Source organism: Bradyrhizobium sp. LCT2, assembly GCF_009931255.1.
Lineage (GTDB): Bacteria > Pseudomonadota > Alphaproteobacteria > Rhizobiales > Xanthobacteraceae > Bradyrhizobium > Bradyrhizobium diazoefficiens.
Genome location: NZ_CP034432.1, coordinates 368,024 through 390,460 on the forward strand (window position 1 = coordinate 368,024; position 22,437 = coordinate 390,460).

The following is a 22,437-nucleotide window of genomic DNA, read 5'->3' on the forward strand; positions in this document are numbered from 1 at the left end:
ATTTGGCAAGCGACCGACGGCGGTCTCGCGCGGGATAGACCGCCAAAATGGATATTCCCGGTTCTACCCATTCCGATTGAAACATTGCTTCCGATTATTTCGGAAGGCCATTCCACTACCAAGTTGGACTCGCGATTGGTCCCGACTGCGATTTGGAATCGCAGCATTTGACCGAAACATAAGTTAGAGGAGGTCGCGGTTCGACCGTGCCCGTGGAATTTCGAGATCTGCGCTGGGCGATCACGGTTTCCCAGCATCGAAGCCTCCGCCAAGCGGCAGAGACGCTCAGAGTCAAGCAATCGACGCTGAGTCGACGCCTGCGCAATCTCGAACACAAGTTGGACAGCAAGCTCTTCGAGCGCACTAACGGTGGCACGCGACCAACCGTGGAAGGTCAAGAATTCCTCGAGGATGCTCGGCGAGTCATAGGCGAAGCTGAAGCAATGACTGCTCGCCTCAAGACCCGCTCGCGTGGCGAGAGTGGTCGGTTGACCATCGGCATCCACACCTCCCTGTCAACCGGCAATCTCCGGGCCACTCTCCTCGAGCACCGGCAGCGTTTTCCCGATGTGGATAGACATTTTGTCGACGGCGCGAGCGAGCATCTGATCTCGGATCTCGCCAGCTCCGCCATTGATGTCGCCGTCCTGGCCGATCCCAATCCGAATTGGAGTGGCAGGTCATTGTTGCTCTGGAGCGAGCGTGTCGTTGCCGCCCTCCCCGCGAACCATCCGTTGACAGGCCGTGATGTAGTTCACTGGGGCGAACTGAGGCGCGAGCCGCTGTTGATGTCACAGCGTGGCCCTGGACCGGAACTCTTCAAGCTTCTCATCAGCAAATTGGGATCTTCGGATCCTTGTACGTTGCTTCGCCATGACGTGGGGCTCGACCGGCTTCTCTCCTTGGTGGGCGCGGACTGGGGTATTCTGCTTGCACTGGAAAGTGCGACTGGCGCAGACTATCCCGGCGTCACCTTCCGGGAGGTGCATGATGCCGAGGGGCCGACGCGGCTGAGCTTCCGCGTCTATTGGCGACAGGCCAACAGCAATCCGTCATTGCGTCCGTTTCTCGACCTGCTTCGTGAACGCTACCCAGACCTTTCGACCTATCCAGGTGCGGGCTGAGCGGCATTGCGCCGTGCCTTCGCAAAGGCCCGATCGGTTGCCATGAACCGCTCGATCATCGGCGCGATCAGCTTGGCAGGCTCGGTCGGTGTCGTCGCGCCTCCGTTACGCGTCAGAATCTCGGCATAGCTTTTGAGATCCTTAAAGACCGCCGCCGGCAGCTCGACCGTGAGCTTGACCGGCTTGTCGTCTTCAAGCGGCCCAAGCTTGAGCTTCGTCATGGTGTTCCTCCCGTTCCGTACGGAGCGAGCACCAAATCCCGCGTAACGATGACCCGCACCGGGAAACCTGGGCGGATGGTCAGCGTCGGCTGGATGTTGAGCTGGCGCTGAACGATCTGCTGGCCGGTCTGGCTGATGCTGTTGGACGCGCCGCTGCGGATCGCTTGAACGAGGTTGTTCTCATTCTGGCTCGTGCCCGCCTCCGCTCCGACGCTGAGCATGGTCGAGAGGACGGCAGCCTTGAACAACATGCCCCAGTGGTTGTCGACCTCATCCTCGAGTCCAGCATAACCACCGGTATCGGCACCAGGCTGGCGCTCCAGCACGATCGAGTGACCGTCGGGCATGATGATGCGCGTCCAGACCAGGAGGATGCGGGACTGGCCGAACGCGACGGAACTATCGTACTGACCTATCAGTTTCGCGCCCTGCGGGATCAGAAGATATTTGCCGGACGGGCTATCCCAGACCGCCTCCGTGATCTGAGCAGTGACTTGGCCAGGCAGATCGGACCGAATGCCCGTGATGAGCGCGGCCGGGATCACGGTGCCGGCCTGCACGACGTAAGGTGAGGCCTTGGCCTCGAGCCGATCCGGACTGACCGTGCGCTTGTCGGTCGCAGCATTGAGGAAGGCCATCTTGCGGTCCTGCATGTTCTGCGCGGATCCGGCATCGACAGGTGGCGTCGCAGCCGGGGTCGGCGTGGCCCCAGCGGCAGCATTTGGGATGAGTTGGCCGACGCTCTGTGGTTGCTGGGCAGTCTGGGCGAAGAGGCGACTGACCCGTGCCGCCTCGATTTCCTGGCCCATGCGCTGCGTCTCCGGATCAGACGTCGCAGTTATTGTGCTCGGTGCTGCTCCGGCGTTGAGGATCGGCTTGCCGAGATCGCCGGGCAGCGGCGGCCCGAGCGGCGGCGCCTGGCGCGGCAGGCCAGTATAGTCCTTCGGCAAACCCGCGAGGCCCTCGGCCGAAGGCCTGTTCTGGGTGCTAAGCAACTCTTGGCCGGTCTGCGGCTTGTTGCCGGTCTGCAGGGCATAGCCGAGCGCGCCTGCGACCGCGAGGGCAGACACCGCGCCGAGACCGATAAGGACCTTGCGCGAGAGCCGCGTGACACGCGGCCGCTCGCCCCTGAGCCGAAGGTCCGGCGGCGCAGCGGGCGGGATGTCGCTCTGATGTTCGTCTTCGCTGCCTATCGCCATGAGCGCGGCCTTCCGTCGGTGCGGACAATGCGTACACGCCGCTCGCTGTCCTTGTCGCCAAGACGCAATTCGGCGGCGGCGAACAGGCGGTCGACAATGTAGTAGTTGCGGTTCGCTCGGTAGTTCACGAGTTCGGACCCGCCGGCCGGACCGATGACGAACAGCGGCGGCATTTCGCCCTGGACGATCCCGCTCGGAAATTCGATGTAGACCTTGTTTCCGTCGTCAAAGGCGCGCAGCGGACGCCAGGCCGGATCATCGCCCTCGATCGCGTAGCGGAAGTTGATCGAAGCGAGATCGACGCCGGCCGCGATCGGGGCCGCGGTTTCAGCCGCCGCGTTCTGTCGCCGAAGTGCAATCAGCTGGTCCTCGGGATACTGCCAGGAGACCGAGGCCATATAAGTCTTCTCCGTCGAACGCAGCTCGAGGAGATAGGTCCGCCGATCGGTGTTGATCACGAGATTGGTAACCAATTCCGGCCGCGTCGGCTTGACCAAGATGTGGATCTTCCTGGTCGCGCCCGCGCCGCTCTCGGTGTCGCCGATGATCCAGCGCACGGTGTCGCCGGCGGCGACCGGACCGGAGCCTGTGAGTTGCTCGCCGTCCTGAAGAGCCACGTCGGTGATCTGACCGGGCGCCGTATAGACCTGGTAGAGAGCTCCGCCGGAAAAGGGATAGACCTGTACCGCGTTGATAAAACCGTTGCGGACCGGCTGCACCCGCGCCGCGGCGTTGGCCTGTTTGACGCGAACCTTCGGGTCAGCCGCTTCCGGGACGCGTTTGCCGGCGGCGACCGGTTTCAACTGCCCAGGCAGCGGCAGGGGTTTTGGCAATTCCACGATCTTGACGGGCAGCGGCGGATCAGTGGTGAGCGCCGCCGGCTCCGCGGTGTCGTAGTTGATGTCAGGCGGAATGAAATTGTGCGCGCAGCCGCCAAGCACTGATGCGAGCATCAGCAAAGCCGCAAAGGCGGGTTTACGGAAAGACGTATCGTCGTGTCTCCGGTTTCGGTGAACGATGGAAAAGCGCGAAGCCGGACCGCCGGCTTTCGAGAAAATCGGCGGGGTCATTGTCCCAGCTCCTTCGACCAGTTGATGGCATTGACGTAGATGCCGAGTGGATTCTTGCGCAGCCGATCGGCATCGGTTGACGGCTGAATTGCGATGGTGAGGATTGCGGTCCAACGTGTGGTGCCGGCGAGCGTCCCGTCTTGATAGCGGTGCTCGACCCAGGCAACGCGAAAACTGTCGGGCGAGGCGCGGATGACGCTGGAGACGTCGATCGCGACCTGCTGCTTGCCGAGATTGGCGAAGGGGTCATTGGCGCGGGCGTAATCGTTCAGCGCCGCCGCTCCCGCCGTCGTCGTGAAATCATAGGCCTGCAGCCAATTGTGCCGCACGATGATCGGGTCGGCCGGAAGCGAGCGTACGATCTGGATGAAGTGGGCGAGATACCAGGCAATCTGCGGGTCATTCGGCCGGTAGTCGGCGGTGGCCGGCGCCACCACTTGCGCCTCGCCGAGCTTGTCGACCTGCACCACCCAGGGAACGACGGTGCCGTGCGTGGATTGCCAGACGAGCCCGCCGGCGAGGCCGCAAGACAGGATCAGCGAACCAAAGGCCATCAGCCGCCAATTCCTGGCCTGCATGCGGGCGGAGCCGATGCGTTCGTCCCAGACTTGCGCCGCGCGCTGGTAGGGGGTTTCGGGTTCTGGTGTGCGGCCGTAGCGGACCGACGATCGCCGGAAGACTGACATTCTTTACTCTTTCCCCGAGAGGTCGACGGAGTGGCCGCCGCCATGGCTGTCGCCGGATTTGAGGGCTTGCGCGGCTGTCTGAGCGCCGTGAATGACGGTCTGATTGCGCTTGACGCGTTGGGCCCAGGCGGGCGGACCGCTCTCGCTCGTCGCTTGAGATGCGGCTCCATCGTTTGCGGCCTCGCCACTCCCGATGGTCCCCATCGTCGAGGAGCCACCCGTGTTGGCGACGCCGGCACGGGCGCCAGAGCTAAAGCTCTCCGTCATTGCCCCCGTTGCTCGCGCAGCGGCGCGTCTGACGGGAGCTGCCGCGCTGCTGGCCGCCGCACGGCCTGCGCCACCGAGACCGGACGCGACGCCGCCAACGCCGGACCGACCGGCCGATGCGAGGCTGTAGGCGGAGGACACACCGCCCGCCATCGACGCACCACCACGCGCGGCGGCCGCAGCACCGGAGCTCGCTGCCATCGCTCCCCTTCCGGCCAGACCGAGCGCCGCGCCGCCGACCATTGCCGTGCCGGCGACGGCAAGGCCCGTGCCGACGGCAGCGCCGGCGCCTAGCTGCGGCGCCCCTGACACTAGACCGGTGGCGATGCCCGGACCGAAGATGCCGAGGCCGAGCATGGCGAGCGCCGCCAGCACGACAGAGAGCGCCTGCTCGATCGTCGGCTGGCCGCCTGCATAGGCGGTGGTGAATTGCGAGAAAAGTCCGGTGCCGATGCCGACGATGACGGCGAGCACCATGACCTTCACGCCGGAGGCAACGACATTGCCCAGCACCTTCTCTGCGAGGAAGGCGGTCTTGTTGAACAGCGCGAATGGAATCAGGATGAAGCCGGCGAGCGTCGTCAGCTTGAACTCGAGCAGCGTGATGAACAGCTGCACCGCCAGAATGAAGAAGGCGATCAGCACCAGCAGCCAGGACACCATCAGTACGGCAATCTGGACGAAGTTCGCAAAGAAGCTGGTGAAGCCCATCATCTGGCTTGCGGAGTCGAGCAACGGCTGCCCGGCATCGAGGCCGACCTGCGCAAGCCGGCCGGGCCGCAGGAAGTCCGTGGTCGAGATCGACGAGCCGCCGGCCTTCAGGCCGAGGCTAGAGAAGCTGTTGAAGATGATGCTTGAGAGCTTCGTGAAGTTGGTGATGATGAAGGCAAAGAAGCCGATGTAGAGTGTTTTCTTCACCAGCCGTTGGAGAATGTCTTCGTCTGCGCCCCAGGCCCAGAACAGGCCGGCCAACGTGATGTCGATGACGATCAACGTCGACGACAGATACGTGACCTCGCCTTTGATCAGGCCGAAACCTGAATCGATGTAGGTCGTGAAAGTATTGAGAAAGGTGTCGATGACGCCGACGTTGTTCACGGCTTCTCTCCCTTTGGAACACTCGTCATCGGCTGTGTGGCCGGCGCGGCTTGCGGCAGACGTGGCCGCGCCGGCCTGCCGAAGAAGCGCGCGCGGTTCTCCTTCCAAACCGCCTGGCAGTGCGGATCTTCGGCATCCTGGGGTCCAAGCTCGGCGCAGCGGAGCAGCTCGGCCGAGAGGTCATCGGGAGTGGAGGCAGAGGGAGCGTCGGATACTGGCTGCTCAGCCGGACGCCGATGGATGACGTGCAGCGTGCCAAGGAAAATCACGAACACGATGATCATCGCGCCTGCGCGAAGGATATCCGAGCGCTCCATAGTCGGTGCCTCAGTTGCCGCTGAACATGGTGACGTTGCCGGGCTGATAGCCGCTGCGTGTCGAGAAGATCTTGTATTGCTGCTGGCCTTGGGATTCGGTCGCGGTCACACGCGCCTGCTCCAGCGCGTCCGCCCTCCCCTTAGCGGCGAGAACCGCGACAAGATCGGAAAGCTGCTGGGAATGCAGGGCCAGGAGCTGGTTGCCGGCCTGAGCGGCCTGCAGAGCGCCACTTGCCGACTGGCTGGCGGTAACCAGCGAGCTCATTGCGCTGGAGTTGGTCGAGATATTGCCGACGACGCCGGCTTGCACTTTCAGGGAGTCTTCGAAAGCGCCCACCGAGTTCTGCCAGCGGGTTTGAGCCGCGGCAAACATTGTCGCATTGGAGCCCGTTGCCGCCGCCGTGCCGTATGTCGTGGAGTACGCCGTCTGGATGCGCTCGACGTTGAAGGCGATGTTCTGGGCCTGGCTCAGCAGTGACTGGGTCCGTGCGACCTGTGCCTGAAGCTGGGTCAGCGTCGACAACGGCAGGTTGGCGAGGTTCTTTCCCTGGTTCACCAGGCTCTGGGCCTGATTGGTCAGCATCTGAATCTGATTGTTGATCTGCTGCAGCTCGCGCGCCGCGGTCAGCACGTTCTGGCTGAAGTTGGTGGGGTCGTAGACGATCCACTGCGCGGAGGCCGGCGCCGTCAGAAGCGATGAGATCGATAGAGCGAGCGAGAGAGCAGTCGCAGCGGCCAAGCCAGCGCGCCGCACTTCAAGAGTCGTCATGATTGCACCTCCAGGTTTGTCAGGTCAGGGATGAGATCGGCGGCCCAGAGCAGCTCGTGATCGGCGAGCCAGGCGGGCGTGAAGTCGTCTCGGCCGTGCTCGGCGAGCAGCCGTTCGATGGCGGCATGGTCGGCCTTGGAGGACGCAGCGCAGAAGGCGAGCGCGACCGGGCCGAGGCCGAGCTCAAAGAGCCGATTGCCGCGCCGGGACTGGCAGTAATAGTCCCGCTTCGGCGTCGCCCGCGCGATGATCTCGATCTGGCGATCGTTCAAGCCGAACCGCTGGTAGATGGCGGTGATCTGCGGTTCGATCGCGCGCTCGTTCGGCAGGAAGATGCGCGTCGGGCAGCTCTCGACGATCGCCGGCGCAATATTGCTGCCGTCGATGTCGGAGAGCGATTGGGTGGCGAAGACGACGGAGGCGTTCTTCTTCCGCAGGGTCTTCAACCATTCCCTGAGCTGTTGCGCGAAGGCTGGATCGTCGAGGACGAGCCACCCCTCGTCGATGATGAGGAGGGTCGGCCGGCCGTCGAGCCGGCCCTCGATGCGATGGAAGAGGTAGGTGAGGACGGCAGGCGCCGCGCCTGCGCCGATCAAGCCCTCGGTCTCGAACGCCTGCACCGACGCAAAGCCGAGCTGCTCGGCCTCCGCGTCGAGCAAACGGCCGGAGGAGCCGCCGACGCAATAAGGTTGCAGCGCCTGTTTGAGTGCGGTCGATTGCAACAGAACCGTCAAACCGGTGATCGTGCGTTCCTCGACCGGTGAGGACGCCAGTGAGGTCAACGCCGACCAGACATGCTCCTTCACGGTCGGATCGATGGTGACGCCTTCCTTTGCGAGGATCGCGGTCACCCATTCGGCAGCCCAGGCGCGCTCTGCCGCGTCGCCGATACGTGCGAGCGGTTGAAGAGACACGGAGTCCTCCGCGCTGTTCGACAGACTGCCGCCGAGGTCGTGCCAGTCGCCGCCCATGGCAAGCGCCGCTGTGCGGATCGAACCGCCGAAATCGAAGGCGAAGATCTGGCTTTTCCGGTAGCGGCGGAACTGAACAGCCATCAACGCCAGCAGCACGGACTTGCCGGCGCCGGTGGGACCGACGATCAGGGTGTGGCCGACGTCGCCGACATGCAGCGAGAAGCGGAACGGAGTTGAACCTTCCGTCTTGCCGAAAAACAGTGGTGAGCTGCGGAAATGCTCATCGCGGTCCGGCCCGGCCCAGACCGCCGAAAGCGGGATCATGTGGGCCAGGTTCAAAGTCGAGAGCGGCGGCTGGCGGACGTTGGCGTAGGCGTGCCCCGGCAGAGAGCCGAGCCAGGCTTCAACCGCGTTCACCCCTTCCACCATGCAGGTGAAGTCGCGCCCCTGGATCACCTTCTCGACGAGGCGAAGCTTCTCGGCGGCAACACCGGGATCTTCATCCCAGACGGTGACTGTCGCGGTGACATAGGCCTGGCCGACATCGTCGGTTCCCAATTCCTGCAAGGCGAGGTCGGCATCAGCGGCCTTGTTCGCGGCGTCGCTATCGACCAGTGTCGAGGCCTCGTTGGTCATCACCTCCTTGACGATGGCGGCGATCGACTTGCGCTTGGCGAACCACTGCCGGCGGATCCTGGTCAGCAGCTGCACCGCCTCGGTCTTGTCGAGGAGGATCGCGCGGGTCGACCAACGGTAGGGGAAGGCAAGCCGGTTCAGCTCATCGAGAATTCCGGGATGGGTCGTGGTCGGAAAACCGACCACGGTGAGCGTGCGAAGGTGATAGCTGCCGAGGCGGGGCTCGAGGCCACCGGCGAGCGGCTCGTCCGCGAGCAACGCGTCGAGATGCATGGGTGTTTCGGGGACGCGCACGCGCTGTTGCCGGGTCGAGATGGTCGAATGGAGGTAGGTCAGAGTCTCACCGTCTTCGAGCCACGCCACCTCGGGCATGAACCCTTCGACCAGTTGCAGGACGCGGTTGGTCCGATCGACAAAGCCGCGCAGCAACTCGTGCGGATCGACGCCGCTCTGCGCGCGGCCCTCATAGAGCCAGCCCTCGATGCGCGAGGCGTCTTCAGCCGGCGGGAGCCAGACGAAGGTCAGGTAATAGCGGCTCTCGAAATGGGCGCCGGCCTCCTCGAAAGCGTCCCGTCGCTCCAGATCGACCAGCGCTGCTGCGGCGTCAGGAAAGGTGTTGTGCGGATAAGTCTGGGCGGCGATGCGCTGGGCTTCGACGAAGATCGCCCAGCCTGAGCCGAGGCGGCGGAGCGCGTTATTGAGGCGGGCCGTCACGCCGACCAGTTCGGCAGGCGTCGCGCTGTCGAGATCCGGACCACGGAAGCGCGCCGTGCGCTGGAACGCCCCGTCCTTGTTGAGGACAACGCCTGTTTCGACCAAGGCGGCCCAGGGCAGGAAGTCGGCGAGGCTTGTGGGCCGGTTGCGGTATTCAGCGAGGTTCAGCATGGAAGCCTCACGCGCCGAGATAGGATGGATAGCGGAGGTGACGTCGAACGACGTCCACGAACTGCGGGTCACGCTTGGCCGCCCAGACCGCTGCGGCATGGCCCACAGCCCAAATCAACGCTCCGGGGATCCAGAGGTGGAGGCCGAGCGCTATTGCCGCCGCCAACGTGCCGTTGGCGATCGCAACCGTACGGGGCGCGCCGCCCATCAGGATCGGATCGGTGAGCGCGCGATGGACCGGCGCGAAGAAGCCCGGCACTTCCGGATCGACGATTGCAGCCATCACACCAACGCTCCGCCAGAGAAGCTGAAGAAGGTCAGGAAGAAGCTCGACGCGGCGAACGCGATCGACAGGCCGAAGACGATCTGGATCAGCCGGCGGAAGCCGCCGGACGTATCTCCGAACGCGAGCGTCAGGCCGGTCACGGTGATGATGATGACCGACATGATCTTGGCGACCGGACCTTGCACCGACTCCAGGATCTGATTGAGCGGCGTCTCCCACGGCATTGAGGAGCCGGAAGCGTAGGCCGCGGGGGCAAAGGCGATGGAGATGAAGGCAATCGCCGCAAGCTCAGTGAAGCGACCGCGAACATGGCGGATCGCGGAAGGGAACTGGATCATGATGGCTCCTTGGAAAGCGAGGATTGGCCGCCCGTCTCGGCTGACTGGACGCGGTAATCGCCGGTGGCGGGATCGAGGCCGGCGACGAGAGCGAGTTCGGCGAGGCGGCGTTCGCTGCCACGGCCCCGCAGCACCGCGACGAGATCAATGGTCTCGGCGATCAGCGCCTTGGGAACGGTGAGGACGGCTTCCTGGATGAGCTGCTCCAGGCGACGAAGAGCGCCCAGCGCCGTGCCGGCGTGAATCGTTCCGATCCCACCTGGATGGCCCGTGCCCCAAGCCTTGAGGAGCTCCAAAGCTTCGCTGCCCCGCACCTCACCAACCGGAATCCGGTCGGGGCGCAGACGTAGAGAGGAGCGGACGAGGTCGGATAGCGACGCAACGCCGTCCTTGGTGCGCAGCGCGACCAGATTCGGGGCGCGGCACTGCAGCTCACGCGTATCCTCGATGAGGACCACACGATCGGTGGTGCCGGCGATCTCGGCCAGCAGTGCGTTTGTGAGGGTGGTCTTGCCGGTCGAGGTGCCGCCGGCGACCAGGATGTTCTTGCGGGCGGCAACCGCTTCGCGGAGCACGCCCGCCTGGCCGGCCGTCATGATGCCGGCCGCCGCGTAGTCGTCCAGGGTGAAAACAGCAACGGCGGGCTTGCGGATCGCAAAGGCCGGCGCCGCAACGACGGGCGGAAGAAGCCCCTCAAACCTCTCCCCCGTCTCGGGAAGCTCGGCTGAGACGCGCGGCTTCTCGGCATGCACCTCAGCGCCGACATGGTGCGCGACCAGGCGCACGATCCGCTCGCCGTCGGCCGCGGACATCGTTCGTCCGCTATCCTCCAGACCGCCGGACAGCCGGTCGATCCAGAGCCGACCGTCGGGGTTGAGCATCACCTCGACGATCGCGGGGTCTTCAAGGAAGGTGGCTACCGCGGGGCCAAGCGCGGTGCGCAGCATGCGCGCGCCACGCGAGAACGCTTCCGAATGGAGTGAAGTGCCCGCCACGATCGTCCCCCGTCGAGCGCCAATCGCGGCAAGCGATCAGCAACGGGGATGGATAGAAAAGGCAGGAAACGGGTTAGTTCAACAAGTATTCAGCCGTCGTAGGGACCTGGCGTAGAGCAGCGAAAAAATACTTGCTGCATAGAAGGCGATACCCTAACCGGGACGCGGGGCTAGGTTGCTATTCGATCGGTACTTCAGAAATGCAATGGGCGATCGGCATCCTGGCATTTGTAGGCGGGCTCCGGTCGTTGAGAACTAAATGCCTAGTTCCATCGAAGGATATGAAGGTATATTTTCCACAAACAACAATTTTTGGTTGAGGCATTTTAGCAACGATGCATACCTGTCCGCCCCCGAGCGAGGCGCTCGACGAATGGCTCGAATCATACGACAGCGTGAGGGGGCGTTACGGCCACCTTCTCCTCGAGCAAAAGTCCGACACCGACAACGATCTGGTCGCTGGGCTGAGGCCCTACTTCGAATCGGCTCATACAGATGCGCGGGAATATTTTCACGCTCAGATCGGGATCGACCTTCACCCGGACGCTGGCGCTCCCGGCGATAACGCGTGCTATCCGAACTGTCTCCCCTCGAAGGCACTTCGCGGCCTTTTCGGCGAGGTGATGGCGGGAATGCTCACGGAGGCCTTTCGCGATTCGTTCGTCGGCGGCCATCCTTGGCGCGTACCGATCTATCTGTTTCGGTATCACGCTGATGTCGAAGCCTATTTATTCTCGCTCGCTCGAGTTGGACGGCGGCGCGAAGTGTTTGGCCGATTCGGCAGCGATTTCATCGGAGTTGTTCTCGATGATGATGGTCGGGTATCGAGGTTTATTGCTGGAGAGGCCAAATGGCGCCGCCAGCTCACCGACAGTGTCTTCAATGAGCTGATGCTGGGTGAGATGATCAAAGACCCGGACACTGGAGAGCGCATTCGTTCGGGGAAAGGCGTTTGGTTTGAAATAAATCGGGACACCCCGGTGCCGCATGGCTTGCGCCAACTGCAGAGGCTTTTGGAACAGCGAGATGCGGAGGGCTATGCGGCAGCGATCTTGTCACTCGACGAGGCGTTGATCCTCGATCACCCACGGCCACTGCCCCGTACCAACCTCATTCTGATCGCAGGTAACGGTGCGCGACGGAGAGAGGAAGGAGACGTGCTGATTGGCTGGGAGGAACTGCCGAACGAATACACTGCTCCTCATGACTTGCAGGTCGTTGAGCTCATCCTGAGGGACGGTGAATTGCTCATCGATGGTCTGTATTCTTCGCTCTGGACGTAGGATGAGCTATGCCGGAATTCGATGCTGAACGGCTCGACCTGGCCAACAATCTTCGCCGCCAGCTGGCGGTGGAGAATGAACTCTCGCGCCCGCAAGCGAGAGCATATGTTCGCTGCCTGCAGGCGACATGGCAGGTGCCTACGATTCAATGGACGGACCAGGAATCCGCCAGTCAGCTGCAGGACGCAAGGCGTCTGCTTCATGCAGCACATATATTCCAGCAGGTCGAAGGGCCGGCGTCGCCAGGCGCTATCGCCTGCTATCGCCGCACGGGCGAAATCCTTGAGTGGCTGACGCGAGCAGCGGATAGCATCCGTGCCGTTGTTCCGATCGAGATACTTGCTGCCGCCGCCTACCAACTTGGCGGCCTCCCAGCAATGGCGTCCGGTCTCTTGGGGCAGGTTGATAGCGAGCACGATGGGGTCGCTCTGTACTCTGCCTTCTTGCGTGCGGATTTTGACAACGTACTGGAGCGAGCGGCCGCGTTTTGGGCATCCCATCGCGACCTGACGAGTCCAGACGCCTCGGAAAAATTGGCCAGGCCCGACCTGGACGTATTCGACGATGATGATCGAGTAGCCTGGCTCTTCACTGTCGAGCTCGTGCGCTGCCTCGGGCTCTTGGCTGACAGTCTACGACGCGGAGATGATGAGCGCGGCGGCCGCGCGATGGCGAAGCTCAACGCCCTTGATGGAATGGCCGCGCGTGTTTTCAGCGACGACGCCTCTCTCCTTGTGGGATTGCTGAAGCAGGTAGCGGATGGCTTCAGACGCGCAAGCATCTATCGTCCCCTCAATGCGCTATCGGACCTCAATCCTGACCGACGTTCGAACCTTCTGGCCTACGCTCGGGGACAATTCAGCCGAGGACGCGGTATTCTCTGGACCTCGCAATTGCAGGGACTGGAGCGCCTGTTGAGGGACAGCTCCTTTGCTCTTTGTACACCAACCGGATCAGGCAAAACGCTGGTCGCCAACATGGCATTGGTCAAAGAGTTGTTGCTACGGGAGCACGAGGACGTCGCGCCCCTGGCAATCTATCTCGTGCCCTCGCGCGCCCTTGCTGGTGAAGTGGAGGCTAAGCTTCGCGTTGAGCTTGGCGATGAAATGATCGTCACCGGACTCTATGGCGGCGCGGACTGGGGTGTTACGGATTATTGGCTAAGCGGTGAGCAACCGACTGTGCTCATTGTCACGGTAGAGAAGGCGGATGCGCTAATGCGCTACCTCGGCCCCCTTTTGCTGGCCCGTCTACGACTTGTGATCATCGACGAAGCACATCAAGTTGTTCCGGAAGGTGGGGAGAATACCAGAATCAGTTTTTCGGAGCACCGCAATCGCTCGCTCCGGCTCGAAAGCTTCATATCGCGCGTTCTCGCAAGGCGACCAGACGTCGTGCGAATTGCGCTCACCGCAGTGGCGGGAGGCGCGTCCCTACCAGTAGCACGTTGGGTCGAGGGGCGGCCTGACGCCGAGGCCGTAGGCGTGCGTTATCGAAGCACTCGACAGGTTATCGGCGTCTTGGAAACAACACCGAACCGCCCGTGCCGGATCCTCCTCGATATCATGAATGGGCGACCGTTGTATTTGCGTGGCGAGGAGCAGCCCGTGTATCTGCGGCTTCGAATCGGACAAATGCCGCAGTTGCCGGCAGGCATGCGGAATAGTCTCAATCGCTTCAATAGTCTGACCGTGCTTTGGACGGCTCTTCACCTGGTCGAGGAAGATCAACGCATTCTGATCTCCGTAGCGCAAGAACCAGAACAGACAATGCGCTGGTTCAAGGAAGCTCTCGAACTGCCGACATGGGCGGCAGCGCCTGGCTTCTCGGCGCCCGGCGGGGAACTGCGCGCGCGCTACGACGAAGCACGGGCTGCTTGTATTGACTATTGCGGCGTTGACTCCTTCGAGCTCGCGCTCCTTGATCGGGGCATTGCGACGAGCCACGGCCAAATGCCGCAACGGCTTCGGCGGTTGATGACCGAAATGATCGAGCGGAGAATTTGCCCGATAACGGTCGCAACCGCGACACTGACAGAGGGAGTAAACCTACCGTTCGACCTGATTCTTCTTACGTCACTGAAGCGGCGTTCTTGGGACGCGGAGAACGAGCAACAGATAATCACGCCACTTTCCACTGCGGAATTCCGGAATCTGGCAGGCCGGGCCGGACGGCCCGGTGCCGCTCGAGGGATCGAGGGTATGACGCTTGTGGCGCTCCCAACCACGATCTCCACAACAGCAGACAGCTTCATCGGGGTTCAGCGCAGGCAACGTCGTGATCTCTTGGCAGACTATGAACAGCTCCGAACGGCGTTGCTGATCGAGGAACGTGATGCTGATGCGGTCGAGAGCCCATTGGCGATGCTGCTAGCCGCAATCCGCGATCGTGCAGTCGGCGTTCTTGGGCTGCCGCCTAATCGATTTCTGGACTGGCTCGATCAGGTCCGTCCGCCGAATATCAGTCCGGACGCTGGTGAGGGCGCGAGCGGGCTTCGCGCTCGCCTTGCAGACAGTCTTGATGAACTCGACGGCGTGCTGCTCGCGGCGATTGAGGAGATCGCACGGGCAGACGAGGTGGACATGACCGGCGCCGAGGCTGAAGCCCAGCTCATCGAAATATGGCGGCGAACGTTTAGCGCCGTTGCCGCAGCCCAGGAAGAATGGATGGAGCAGGCGTTTATACGGCGCGGCCGCGCGGTGGTGGAAACTGTCTACCCGGACGCGGACGAACGGCGACGTCTCTATCAGTATGGGTTCTCTCCCGTGGTTGGCCGTCGTTTCGAAGCCATCGCTCCCCAAATCCGGGATTTGATGGCAGCAGCGCACACTTACGGCGTCGATGATGCCGCGACCCGACTGCACTTATTCGAACAAATCGGGAGGCTCCTCGCCAATGATCGCGGATTCGGATTTCGGGTGCGCACCACAGTCGGCGACCAGGCGTTGCTCGCAAACTGGCAGCGTGTGTTGGGGTGGTGGATGCAAACACCCGGCGCCGATGAACCTGATGCGGATCAGCTTCGAAGCTGGCAGCGCTTTGTAGCCGACAACCTCGAATTCAAACTGGGCGTCGCCATAGGAGCGGTTGTCGCGCAGGCCTGGTCGGCAGGCGCGGGCGATCCCCACGCGGTCCCATCGCTTTCAGAGTGGCGCGCTACCACGGGTTTACCGTGGTTTGGCTTTTGGGCTCGCGAGCTGCTGCGATGGGGCACACACGATCCGTTCGTCGCCTATGCGCTGTCACAAGGGTTAGCTCAGACGCGAGAGCGCGCTGCGGAACGCCGTGAAGAATTCGAAACTTGGTTGCGCGCACACCACGTGGATATCGAGCCCGACGACTACATCGATCCGCAGCTTTTTCTCGAATGGCAGAACAGTCTGCCCAGGCGAGAGCGCGCCGCCGCAACAATTACTCCCGAGACGGTCAAATTGACCGGGACCAATGGCGCGCGGCATCGATACAACGTGATACCCGTTTCCAGCGGTTCCCACGTCTGTTGGCTTGACCCCGCTGGCTTTGAGCTCGCAACGTCGAAGGATCTTGTGGGCGCATATGACAATAATTCCATTCGAAACGACTATGAGCTTCGCGCGACGCAGAGCGGCACCTCTGTGAACAGAACTTTTCGGTCAAGCGCTAAATAATCCGAGGAGATGAGTTGGGCCTGCCCTGCCGGAAGGCATGGTGGCGCAGAGGCAGGCGATGAGTCCCCCGCAGCCTATCGTCTTGGATTCGGCGCCTGGTAAGTGCGATCATACCGAACAATGCGGTTGGTCGTCGTGGCCGTAGACCGAATATAAGGACGTCCAAAGGGGCTATTCCGCGATGTTGTTCAAAAATCGCAACATGGGATGCCGTGAGCGTTAGTTTGATTGTCGACGGATCGTTGGCGTTAGCGGGGAGCAGTGGCGCGCCGGACAGGCCCCACGGCACAAGGGGTGCATTTGAGACAAGTGCGTGGGAAGAGCCCGATTCTTATGCCAATTTGGGCCAGTTAAAGGAGTATAAGCTCAGGTCATGAACCTGGAGTCTCGAAACCAGACATGCGCCACAACGAATCAGACTTCAACTCGCCTCAGGGATGGCATCCCGGCTTACTCCGCGAGATCGTGCTCGCGACAGCTAGCAAGTTGTCGCACCATGGAATCCCGCTTCCGCCGCTTGACTTCTATGAAGCGGTCGCTGACCGGGGCGAAGAGATCATTATTGAAGCAATTGCGGAAGCAATTGCCGCCAGCCACGACGATACTGATACGGTGATTGCGAATATTCGGGTGGCGCGACGGTTTCTTGAGAGATTCGGTGACGACCTTTTCCTCGCGACCGAAGAAACGGATGATCTGCTTCTTGCGAGGCTCGCCGCATATCTCGCGTTGGAAGGATCCGACGGATACAACGAAATCCGCTATCAGTGTGCTTGGGGAGCACAAGGTAGTCCCGACTGGGGCACGTTGTGGGGTGTCAAACAGAAGATCCGGGATTTCACGCCTGCCTTCGTGCTGAAGGTCTGCATGAAGGGTGATTTCCGATGGTTGGGGGTTGAGTGTCATGCTCCCAATCGCGTCCTGCCCGAGGACATTAACACCCGAGTCCGAGCCCGAACGATGATTGTATCAGGGATTCCTGTGCTCGCATTCTCCCCGGCTGATGTTGAAAAGGATGCGTCCGCGTGCGTTGAAGAGATCGGCTGCGCACTTTCGGTTCTCGCGCAGGAGCTGCTTGCGATGCATGGTCTAGAATCCCGACCGCGGCTGGATTTCCGCCCACGTGGTGAGCGATCACTGGACGATTAGGGGCTGCCCTGACGGAAGAGGACAATGAACCACGATCTTCGTCCAGGCAGATTCAGCGTGAAAGAGTTGGAAAGATCTCTGTTTATAGCGCTTTCTCCGGCTGCTTTCTTTATCGTTGGAGTGGGTATTGTTCTGCCTGCCTGGGTAGCTCTCCACATTGGTGGTTCCGGACTGGTTGGACTGGTGTTAGGGCTTGGCAGCCCACCTAGTGGTTCATCACAGTGATTATGACTCTTTGGCGGTGGCTGGATAGGCGCGGCCGAGTTTGGTGCGGGCTTTTTCTGTTGTGAACATCCATTTGATGCGGGCTCGGGTTTTATTCCGCCTCTTTTGCCATGCTGCGATCTCGTTTCGGAGCCTTTTGGGATCGTCGATGCGGCGGCCGAGACACTGACGCTGTAGCACGCTGATCTCGCACTCGACCATATTGAGCCAACTGGCGTGCTTCGGGGTGAAGTGGAATTCGAGGCGGCGCAGGATGCGCCGGGCCTCGGCGGGCGCGAAGGCCTCATACAGCGCCCCAGGCTTGTGGATCGACAAATTGTCCTGCACGACACGGATGCAGGCGGCGTCGGGATAATGGACGTCGACGAGATCACGCATGCAGTGGGCGTAGTCCACGGCGGCGCGGCGGTCGGTGACCTTGACGTTGCGCCAGCCCCGATGTGGATCGAAGGTGACGAAGAGATTGGCGGTGCCGTTGCGGCGATACTCGTAATCGTAGCGCTCGCGCTGTCCCGGTTGGGCCGGGACCGGCTGGCGCACCTCGCCGATCAGCTGGATGGGGGTCTCGTCGAAGCAGACCAGCGGCCGGGCGGGATTCTGCGTCTCGGCGTAGAGGTCGAGCACGTCCTCCATGCGGGCAACGTATTCGCCGTCGACATGGGGAATGCACCACATGTCCCTGCGCCACGGCTTGAGGTCGTTCTCGGCCAGCCGGCGACGCACGGTCTCGCCCGACAGGCTGTTGTGATCGGTGAGCTTGACCATCGTGTCGGCCAGCAGCGTCAGCGTCCAGCGTTTGCAGCCAGCGGGCGGCTTGGCGCATGCGGTCGCCACCAGCAGGGCTTCCTCCTTGCCGGTCAGCTTGCGCTCAGCGCCCGGACGCGGCTCCTCGCTCAGGGCCCGCTCCATATTGCCTTCCACGAAGCGGCGCCTGGTCCGGCCGACGGTGGAGAGGCTGACACTCACGGTCCGGGCAATCTCCTCGTCGCGGCAGCCTCCATCGGCCGCCAGCAAAATCTGCGCCCGCTTAAGCTTGCGGGCGGCGTGCTTGCCGCCGCCGAGCATCGCCGTCAGTTCGTCGCGCTCGGCTTGGCTCAATTCGACCCGATAACGTACATTCATGCTTTGCCTCCTTGTCGGAGGCCGGGACGAATCCAACGATGAGTCAAAAATCAGGCGCGCGCTTCACCGAGAAGCAGGGTTATTACCTGGCCTTCATCCATACCTACGCCCATATGTTCGGACGTCCCCCCGCCGAAGCCGACATCCAGCGCCACTTCCGCGTCAGCCCGCCTTCGGTCCATCAGATGATCGTCACCCTCGAACGAAACGGCTTCATCCGACGTCAACCCGGCGTCCCCAGAAGCATCGAAATCCTCGTGCCACCGGAAAGCTTGCCGATCCTCGAATGGCTCGGTATCAAAACGTCAAAATCACTGTGATGAACCACTAGTTGTTGGCGTCTATGACTACCGTTCCGTCAGCACCCGCCCGTCCATCGCGACCGTCCGCTGCGGCCGGACCCGCTTTGCCATCGTGTCCCTTCCGCTGTTCCTCTCGCCCTTCGCACCCCGTCGCCCCACGACCCCCGTAACCGAACTTGCCGGCCGCTCCCGCGCTACCGGCCGACCCCTTTGCTCCAGGCCTCCCCCCCGAAACGTCGACAAGAATTTGTTTCGAAAGCATTTGCCGGACATTGCCTTCGAGACTCGAAGGTATGGCTAGCGTCACGATACCGGCGTCGCCGCCGTCTCCCCCGTTGCCACCACGGCCCGCGCTTCCGCCGTCTCCACCATTCCCGCCATCACCAGGCCCAGATCTGCAACCGAACGGCTGGCCCGGTATTGCTCGTCCACCCTGTTCGCCATCACCACCGCCTGCGCCGTTACCACCATCTTGACCGGGCATCCCATCGCCGCCCCGGGCACAGATCTTAATTGATCCTCCCGCAAATTCTTCGAACGCTAAGCGTACCGAGGCAGCGTTTGGCCCTTTCGCGCCAGTCGCCCCATCGCCACCATCGCCGCCGTTAGGGCCGTTTCTTCCCGCCGTCGCATCACCGGGACCGTTGCTGCCGGGACCACGATCATATGGATTTGCAGTGTCGGGCGAGTTCGCCTTGGCCCGCCTAGAAACGGTTACGAGGCAAGACGCCGTCACAATCTCAGCGGACCCAACGACCTTGAAAGATCTTTCGACATTGATGAGCTGGCCACCTTTTCCATCGAGGATCAATCTCGCGCCGTCCATAAGAACCAGATCACCCGCGCATAAGTCCCCGTTGATCGTCCGCTGACCGCTGATTTCGGTACCTTGGCATGGCAGACCAGGATAGCAAATCTGTTCGCAGTCTGCGGCCGCCACGCTTGGTACCGACAACATAACGATTGGAAGAACGAGCCGCGCTACTTGCATACGTCATCTCCGGCGCTACGGACCTGAGGGGCCGAGAGTTGGCCATCAAGCAAAGCAATGCCGAGTGTGGAGGCATCGGGTGCACCGAGTGTCGGCGAGCGCTGCGCTTCGATGTAGCCTTTCATCATCATGGTGTATCGCTCCGCCGGTGTTCCGTGATGCAAGCAGGGGCGAAAGTTGAAATCTCCAAGATTCAAGATCGTGTCGGAAAACCTGCGGAGAAGATCTTCCGGGCGTCCATAGCGCTCCTCCGCCCTAGCGAGAGAGAAACCCGCCATATAGTCGGCGTGAAGTTCGATGTCTCGCAGAGGCCGAACGATGCCGCCGGCTCCTATGAACGCGGTATCGCCTTGATCAAAACATCGGCTGAACTGGAAGGCGTGTCCAAGCTCATGTGCGAGGATCGCAAACAGCATGTTGTCTCCGGACGGAGCCTGTCCCTTACCAATCGTGTCCGATTTGCTGAGCAGCACGACTTCTTTGTCGCTTCCCGAGAAATGTCGATCGACTGTTCGCCACGCCGGACTTTCAGCGAGCATTATTTCGGGTAGGTGCGGACCGCGCAATTCCAGCGCACCGCACAGCCTGCTGGCAGCAACTCCCATGTTGGCGAGAAATTTCTCGGCTCCAACGAAGTAGGTCTGTTGCTTCGCCCGTTCGCGCGCGATCTCATCCTTCTGCGCGACAATAGCGGCCTGCGAGGGAGCGGAAGCGTAGAGCACCGGAGGTAGGCAGGATGCAATTTCCTCAGGGCGCGCGGCCTGCGAAAACGCGGGAATAGGGTGCACAGATGCGGCCGCAAGCAGACCGATAGCCGCTCGGCGAGAAAGTCTGTCCGGGCGATTGCTCACCGGACAACGCCCGGAAATAGGCCAGGAATCGGCATATTGTCAGGTACGACCGTGGTGGTCTCCGACAAGCCGAAGTCTTCGTAACGGCTGATGGGCGCAGATGACAAGATCACCGCCTTGCGCGTGATCGATCGTGCTCTTGGAACCGGGGGCTTGGAGTCAGCAAGTTTTTCGATCTGGTCGAGCGAAACATCCTCTTTGCTTACCTTGTCGGCCACCTCGTGCAGCTCGCTTGTGGCACCCGCAATGTCCTTCTCTTCGACGATCGGCTTTTCCACCGAAAGTTCGACCGATGTGGCTTTGACCGAAGCACAGAATTTTCCAATCGACGGATCCGGGACGCAGGGTACGATTTCGGTGACCGACCAGCGGGGGCCGAAACGCCAGACCGCATAATACATGAGCTTCGCCTTTGCCGTGCTGACCCCGCCCGTGATCATCGCATCGTAGAAGACCCGATGGACCTTTTGCCATGCGCGGTACTTTCGATTGCAATAGAAGTCGTGAATGACAGATGCACGTCGATACTGTCCTTCGAATGGGCCACCTATGATCGACCAAAGAGGCCACGGGATCGATGCGCCGTCGGTCACAAGGCCCTTCTCGGCCTGCCACATGATGCCCGAGGGATCGACATAACCGAACGGCTGATCGAGCGTAAACCTTAGACCTTCTGGATCGAGGTCCCGGAGCACCAACTCGCCGACAAAATGATCGACTGGCTCTGCCAATGCAAACGTGCGGATTCCAATCGTCCCGGCAGCGGCCAACGCGGTCGTAAGTACGCGACGCCGGGTCAATGCCAATGCCATAGGGCCGCCCGGATAGGTGATGTCAGGGCGAGATCGCAAGAAACGGAGTGATTTCATCGTTCGTGTCCCTTGTCGTCATCAGCCAAGCGGGTTCTCTTGAATCGAATCCGCGTCAGTCCGGGGCCTAGCGAAACCTTCGAGCCAATGTAAATTTTCGCAATCAGGCAGGCGCATTCAGCACGGCGGCGAGCTCGCGCTGCGCCTTTCGCGCTCGAGTGTCGATCACTGCGGCTATTTCATCGAACTCCGTGGTAAACCTCACCTTCTTGAGGATCTGTGCAGTGTCCCTGCGACCATAGCGGAAAATCCGCTCGAGGATGTCGCGTACGTCGATGCCGGGGCGAGTCACCCCACTCACATCGAATTCGGCGTCGCGCTGCCAAAAGTCGTCCGGATCGAAGAAAATCATCGGAATGAAATCGTCCGGCGTCGACGCGTAAAAGTTCAGCTCGACGTCTTGAAAGATCTCGCGCAACGTACCGCCGCCGCCCTGTGCATAGACGATGCCCGCCCGCGACTGCGCGATCAGCGCTTCCTCGCGTATGCTGTTCTGAAAATATTTGGCGTAGGCGCTTGCAAAGGGTGTCGAAGGCTCGGACCCGTAAAACCAGGTCGGGATTGCGAGGCTTTCGCCCCGCTCCTTCGGCGCGCTGTCCCTCACCTCAAGCCCCATATTGAGCCACTTGCGCGCCCCATCAGCGCTTTCCTCGTAGCCCGGTGCAAGGTCGCCCGATTTCGTCAAAATATTGCCGAGCCCCTTCGGCAGCGACGGCTCCTCGCCGAGGGCGGTAAGGGCACGGGCGAAAGTCGCATCATCTGCATAGGCGAAGGTGGCGCCAACGTGAGCGGCTTCCATTGCGCCAGGCCCGCCCCCCGTGACAAGCAGATAGCCTCGTTTCGTGAGGTAGCGCCCCAGTTCGGCGACCGCTTTATAGGCCGGATGCAGGCGTGAAAGACTATGGCCGCCCATCACACCGACTAGCGTGGGTTCCGTCGGGCGAACCAAAAACGCTTTCAAAGCTTCCGCGATACGCGCGTCATGCTCGGCTTGAGCGAGCCTGATGTCGAGCGTGCGCGGCGTCGCGCTACCATCGGTGGTATACCGGCGATAGGCACCGAAATCCCAAGACTTGACGAAGGCCAATTCGTCGCTTGGATCATATCCCTGCAACAGATCGCCAATATCATAGAGCCTGTCGGGCTTTCCGTAGTCGGGCAATTCGCCAGCCATGGATGTCGGCCTTCAAATA

Annotated in this window: 21 protein-coding genes; 5 read left to right on the top strand and 16 right to left on the bottom strand. The window is 61.8% G+C overall.

Translation table 11 applies throughout. The features are described from left to right. The first annotated feature begins 206 nt into the window (after positions 1–206). Complete coding sequence (locus EI171_RS02525) at positions 207–1,124, top strand: LysR family transcriptional regulator (RefSeq protein WP_161532503.1); 918 nt, start codon at positions 207–209, stop codon at positions 1,122–1,124. On the opposite strand, the gene EI171_RS02530 is transcribed toward EI171_RS02525, so the two are convergent. The 11 genes from EI171_RS02530 to trbB are packed head-to-tail and all read right to left on the bottom strand — an operon-like array spanning position 1,106 to position 10,805. Then, entirely contained in the window at positions 1,106–1,345 is a 240-nt protein-coding gene (locus EI171_RS02530) for a DUF2274 domain-containing protein (RefSeq protein WP_161532504.1), read from the bottom strand. The two genes, EI171_RS02525 and EI171_RS02530, sit on opposite strands and share 19 nt — an antisense overlap. Next, positions 1,342–2,544, bottom strand: a complete 1,203-nt coding sequence (locus EI171_RS02535; RefSeq protein WP_161532505.1) for a TrbI/VirB10 family protein — start codon at positions 2,542–2,544, stop codon at positions 1,342–1,344. Before EI171_RS02535 ends, EI171_RS02530 begins: the two co-directional genes overlap by 4 nt. Further along, a complete protein-coding gene (gene trbG, locus EI171_RS02540; protein WP_161536905.1) occupies positions 2,535–3,614 on the bottom strand; it encodes a P-type conjugative transfer protein TrbG in 1,080 nt (359 codons plus the stop codon). Before trbG ends, EI171_RS02535 begins: the two co-directional genes overlap by 10 nt. Then, complete coding sequence (trbF, locus tag EI171_RS02545; protein WP_161532506.1) at positions 3,611–4,300, bottom strand: conjugal transfer protein TrbF; 690 nt, start codon at positions 4,298–4,300, stop codon at positions 3,611–3,613. The genes trbG and trbF overlap by 4 nt, the downstream gene beginning before the upstream one ends. A 3-nt stretch (positions 4,301–4,303) precedes the next feature. Beyond that, positions 4,304–5,665 carry a P-type conjugative transfer protein TrbL gene (trbL, locus tag EI171_RS02550; RefSeq protein ID WP_161532507.1) on the bottom strand — a complete coding sequence of 454 codons (1,362 nt, stop codon included), beginning with the start codon at positions 5,663–5,665 and terminating at the stop codon, positions 4,304–4,306. After that, positions 5,662–5,982: a putative entry exclusion protein TrbK-alt gene (gene trbK-alt / locus EI171_RS02555; protein WP_161532508.1), complete on the bottom strand. Its 321-nt coding sequence runs from the start codon at positions 5,980–5,982 to the stop codon at positions 5,662–5,664. Before trbK-alt ends, trbL begins: the two co-directional genes overlap by 4 nt. 10 nt (positions 5,983–5,992) lie before the next feature. Beyond that, on the bottom strand, positions 5,993–6,751 hold the full coding sequence (gene trbJ, locus EI171_RS02560; RefSeq protein WP_161532509.1) for a P-type conjugative transfer protein TrbJ: 759 nt from the start codon (positions 6,749–6,751) through the stop codon (positions 5,993–5,995). Continuing rightward, a complete protein-coding gene (gene trbE, locus EI171_RS02565; RefSeq protein WP_161532510.1) occupies positions 6,748–9,186 on the bottom strand; it encodes a conjugal transfer protein TrbE in 2,439 nt (812 codons plus the stop codon). Before trbE ends, trbJ begins: the two co-directional genes overlap by 4 nt. 7 nt (positions 9,187–9,193) lie before the next feature. Beyond that, on the bottom strand, positions 9,194–9,469 hold the full coding sequence (locus tag EI171_RS02570; protein WP_161532511.1) for a VirB3 family type IV secretion system protein: 276 nt from the start codon (positions 9,467–9,469) through the stop codon (positions 9,194–9,196). Then, complete coding sequence (locus tag EI171_RS02575) at positions 9,469–9,810, bottom strand: TrbC/VirB2 family protein (RefSeq protein ID WP_161532512.1); 342 nt, start codon at positions 9,808–9,810, stop codon at positions 9,469–9,471. The genes EI171_RS02570 and EI171_RS02575 overlap by 1 nt, the downstream gene beginning before the upstream one ends. Then, positions 9,807–10,805: a P-type conjugative transfer ATPase TrbB gene (trbB, locus tag EI171_RS02580; RefSeq protein ID WP_161532513.1), complete on the bottom strand. Its 999-nt coding sequence runs from the start codon at positions 10,803–10,805 to the stop codon at positions 9,807–9,809. Before trbB ends, EI171_RS02575 begins: the two co-directional genes overlap by 4 nt. Before the next feature lie 335 nt (positions 10,806–11,140). On the opposite strand from trbB, the gene EI171_RS02585 reads away from it, so the two are divergent. The 3 genes from EI171_RS02585 to EI171_RS02595 all read left to right on the top strand — a co-directional run bounded on the left by EI171_RS02585 (position 11,141) and on the right by EI171_RS02595 (position 16,884). Beyond that, entirely contained in the window at positions 11,141–12,088 is a 948-nt protein-coding gene (locus EI171_RS02585; protein WP_161532514.1) for an aminotransferase, read from the top strand. Between the two features lie 8 nt (positions 12,089–12,096). Next, on the top strand, positions 12,097–15,735 hold the full coding sequence (locus EI171_RS02590) for a DEAD/DEAH box helicase (RefSeq protein ID WP_246740439.1): 3,639 nt from the start codon (positions 12,097–12,099) through the stop codon (positions 15,733–15,735). Positions 15,736–16,134: 399 nt separating this feature from the next. Further along, positions 16,135–16,884 carry a hypothetical protein gene (locus tag EI171_RS02595; RefSeq protein ID WP_161532515.1) on the top strand — a complete coding sequence of 250 codons (750 nt, stop codon included), beginning with the start codon at positions 16,135–16,137 and terminating at the stop codon, positions 16,882–16,884. 225 nt (positions 16,885–17,109) lie between these two features. On the opposite strand, the gene EI171_RS02600 is transcribed toward EI171_RS02595, so the two are convergent. After that, positions 17,110–18,231: an IS630 family transposase gene (locus EI171_RS02600; protein WP_161532241.1), complete on the bottom strand. Its 1,122-nt coding sequence runs from the start codon at positions 18,229–18,231 to the stop codon at positions 17,110–17,112. Between the two features lie 38 nt (positions 18,232–18,269). On the opposite strand from EI171_RS02600, the gene EI171_RS02605 reads away from it, so the two are divergent. Continuing rightward, positions 18,270–18,551 (top strand): LexA family transcriptional regulator, encoded by a 282-nt coding sequence (locus tag EI171_RS02605; protein WP_126262178.1) that lies wholly within the window; start codon positions 18,270–18,272, stop codon positions 18,549–18,551. A gap of 285 nt (positions 18,552–18,836) precedes the next feature. Here EI171_RS02605 and EI171_RS02610 read toward each other — a convergent pair whose 3' ends face one another. The 4 genes from EI171_RS02610 to EI171_RS02625 all read right to left on the bottom strand — a co-directional run bounded on the left by EI171_RS02610 (position 18,837) and on the right by EI171_RS02625 (position 22,418). Further along, positions 18,837–19,004, bottom strand: a complete 168-nt coding sequence (locus EI171_RS02610) for a hypothetical protein (RefSeq protein WP_161532516.1) — start codon at positions 19,002–19,004, stop codon at positions 18,837–18,839. 510 nt (positions 19,005–19,514) lie between these two features. Continuing rightward, positions 19,515–20,375: a hypothetical protein gene (locus EI171_RS02615; RefSeq protein ID WP_161532517.1), complete on the bottom strand. Its 861-nt coding sequence runs from the start codon at positions 20,373–20,375 to the stop codon at positions 19,515–19,517. After that, positions 20,372–21,244, bottom strand: a complete 873-nt coding sequence (locus EI171_RS02620; protein ID WP_161532518.1) for a DUF1353 domain-containing protein — start codon at positions 21,242–21,244, stop codon at positions 20,372–20,374. Before EI171_RS02620 ends, EI171_RS02615 begins: the two co-directional genes overlap by 4 nt. Before the next feature lie 103 nt (positions 21,245–21,347). Continuing rightward, the gene (locus EI171_RS02625) at positions 21,348–22,418 is read right to left on the bottom strand and encodes an LOG family protein (RefSeq protein WP_161532519.1); all 1,071 of its coding nucleotides are present in this window, start codon (positions 22,416–22,418) and stop codon (positions 21,348–21,350) included. Positions 22,419–22,437 lie beyond the last annotated feature (19 nt).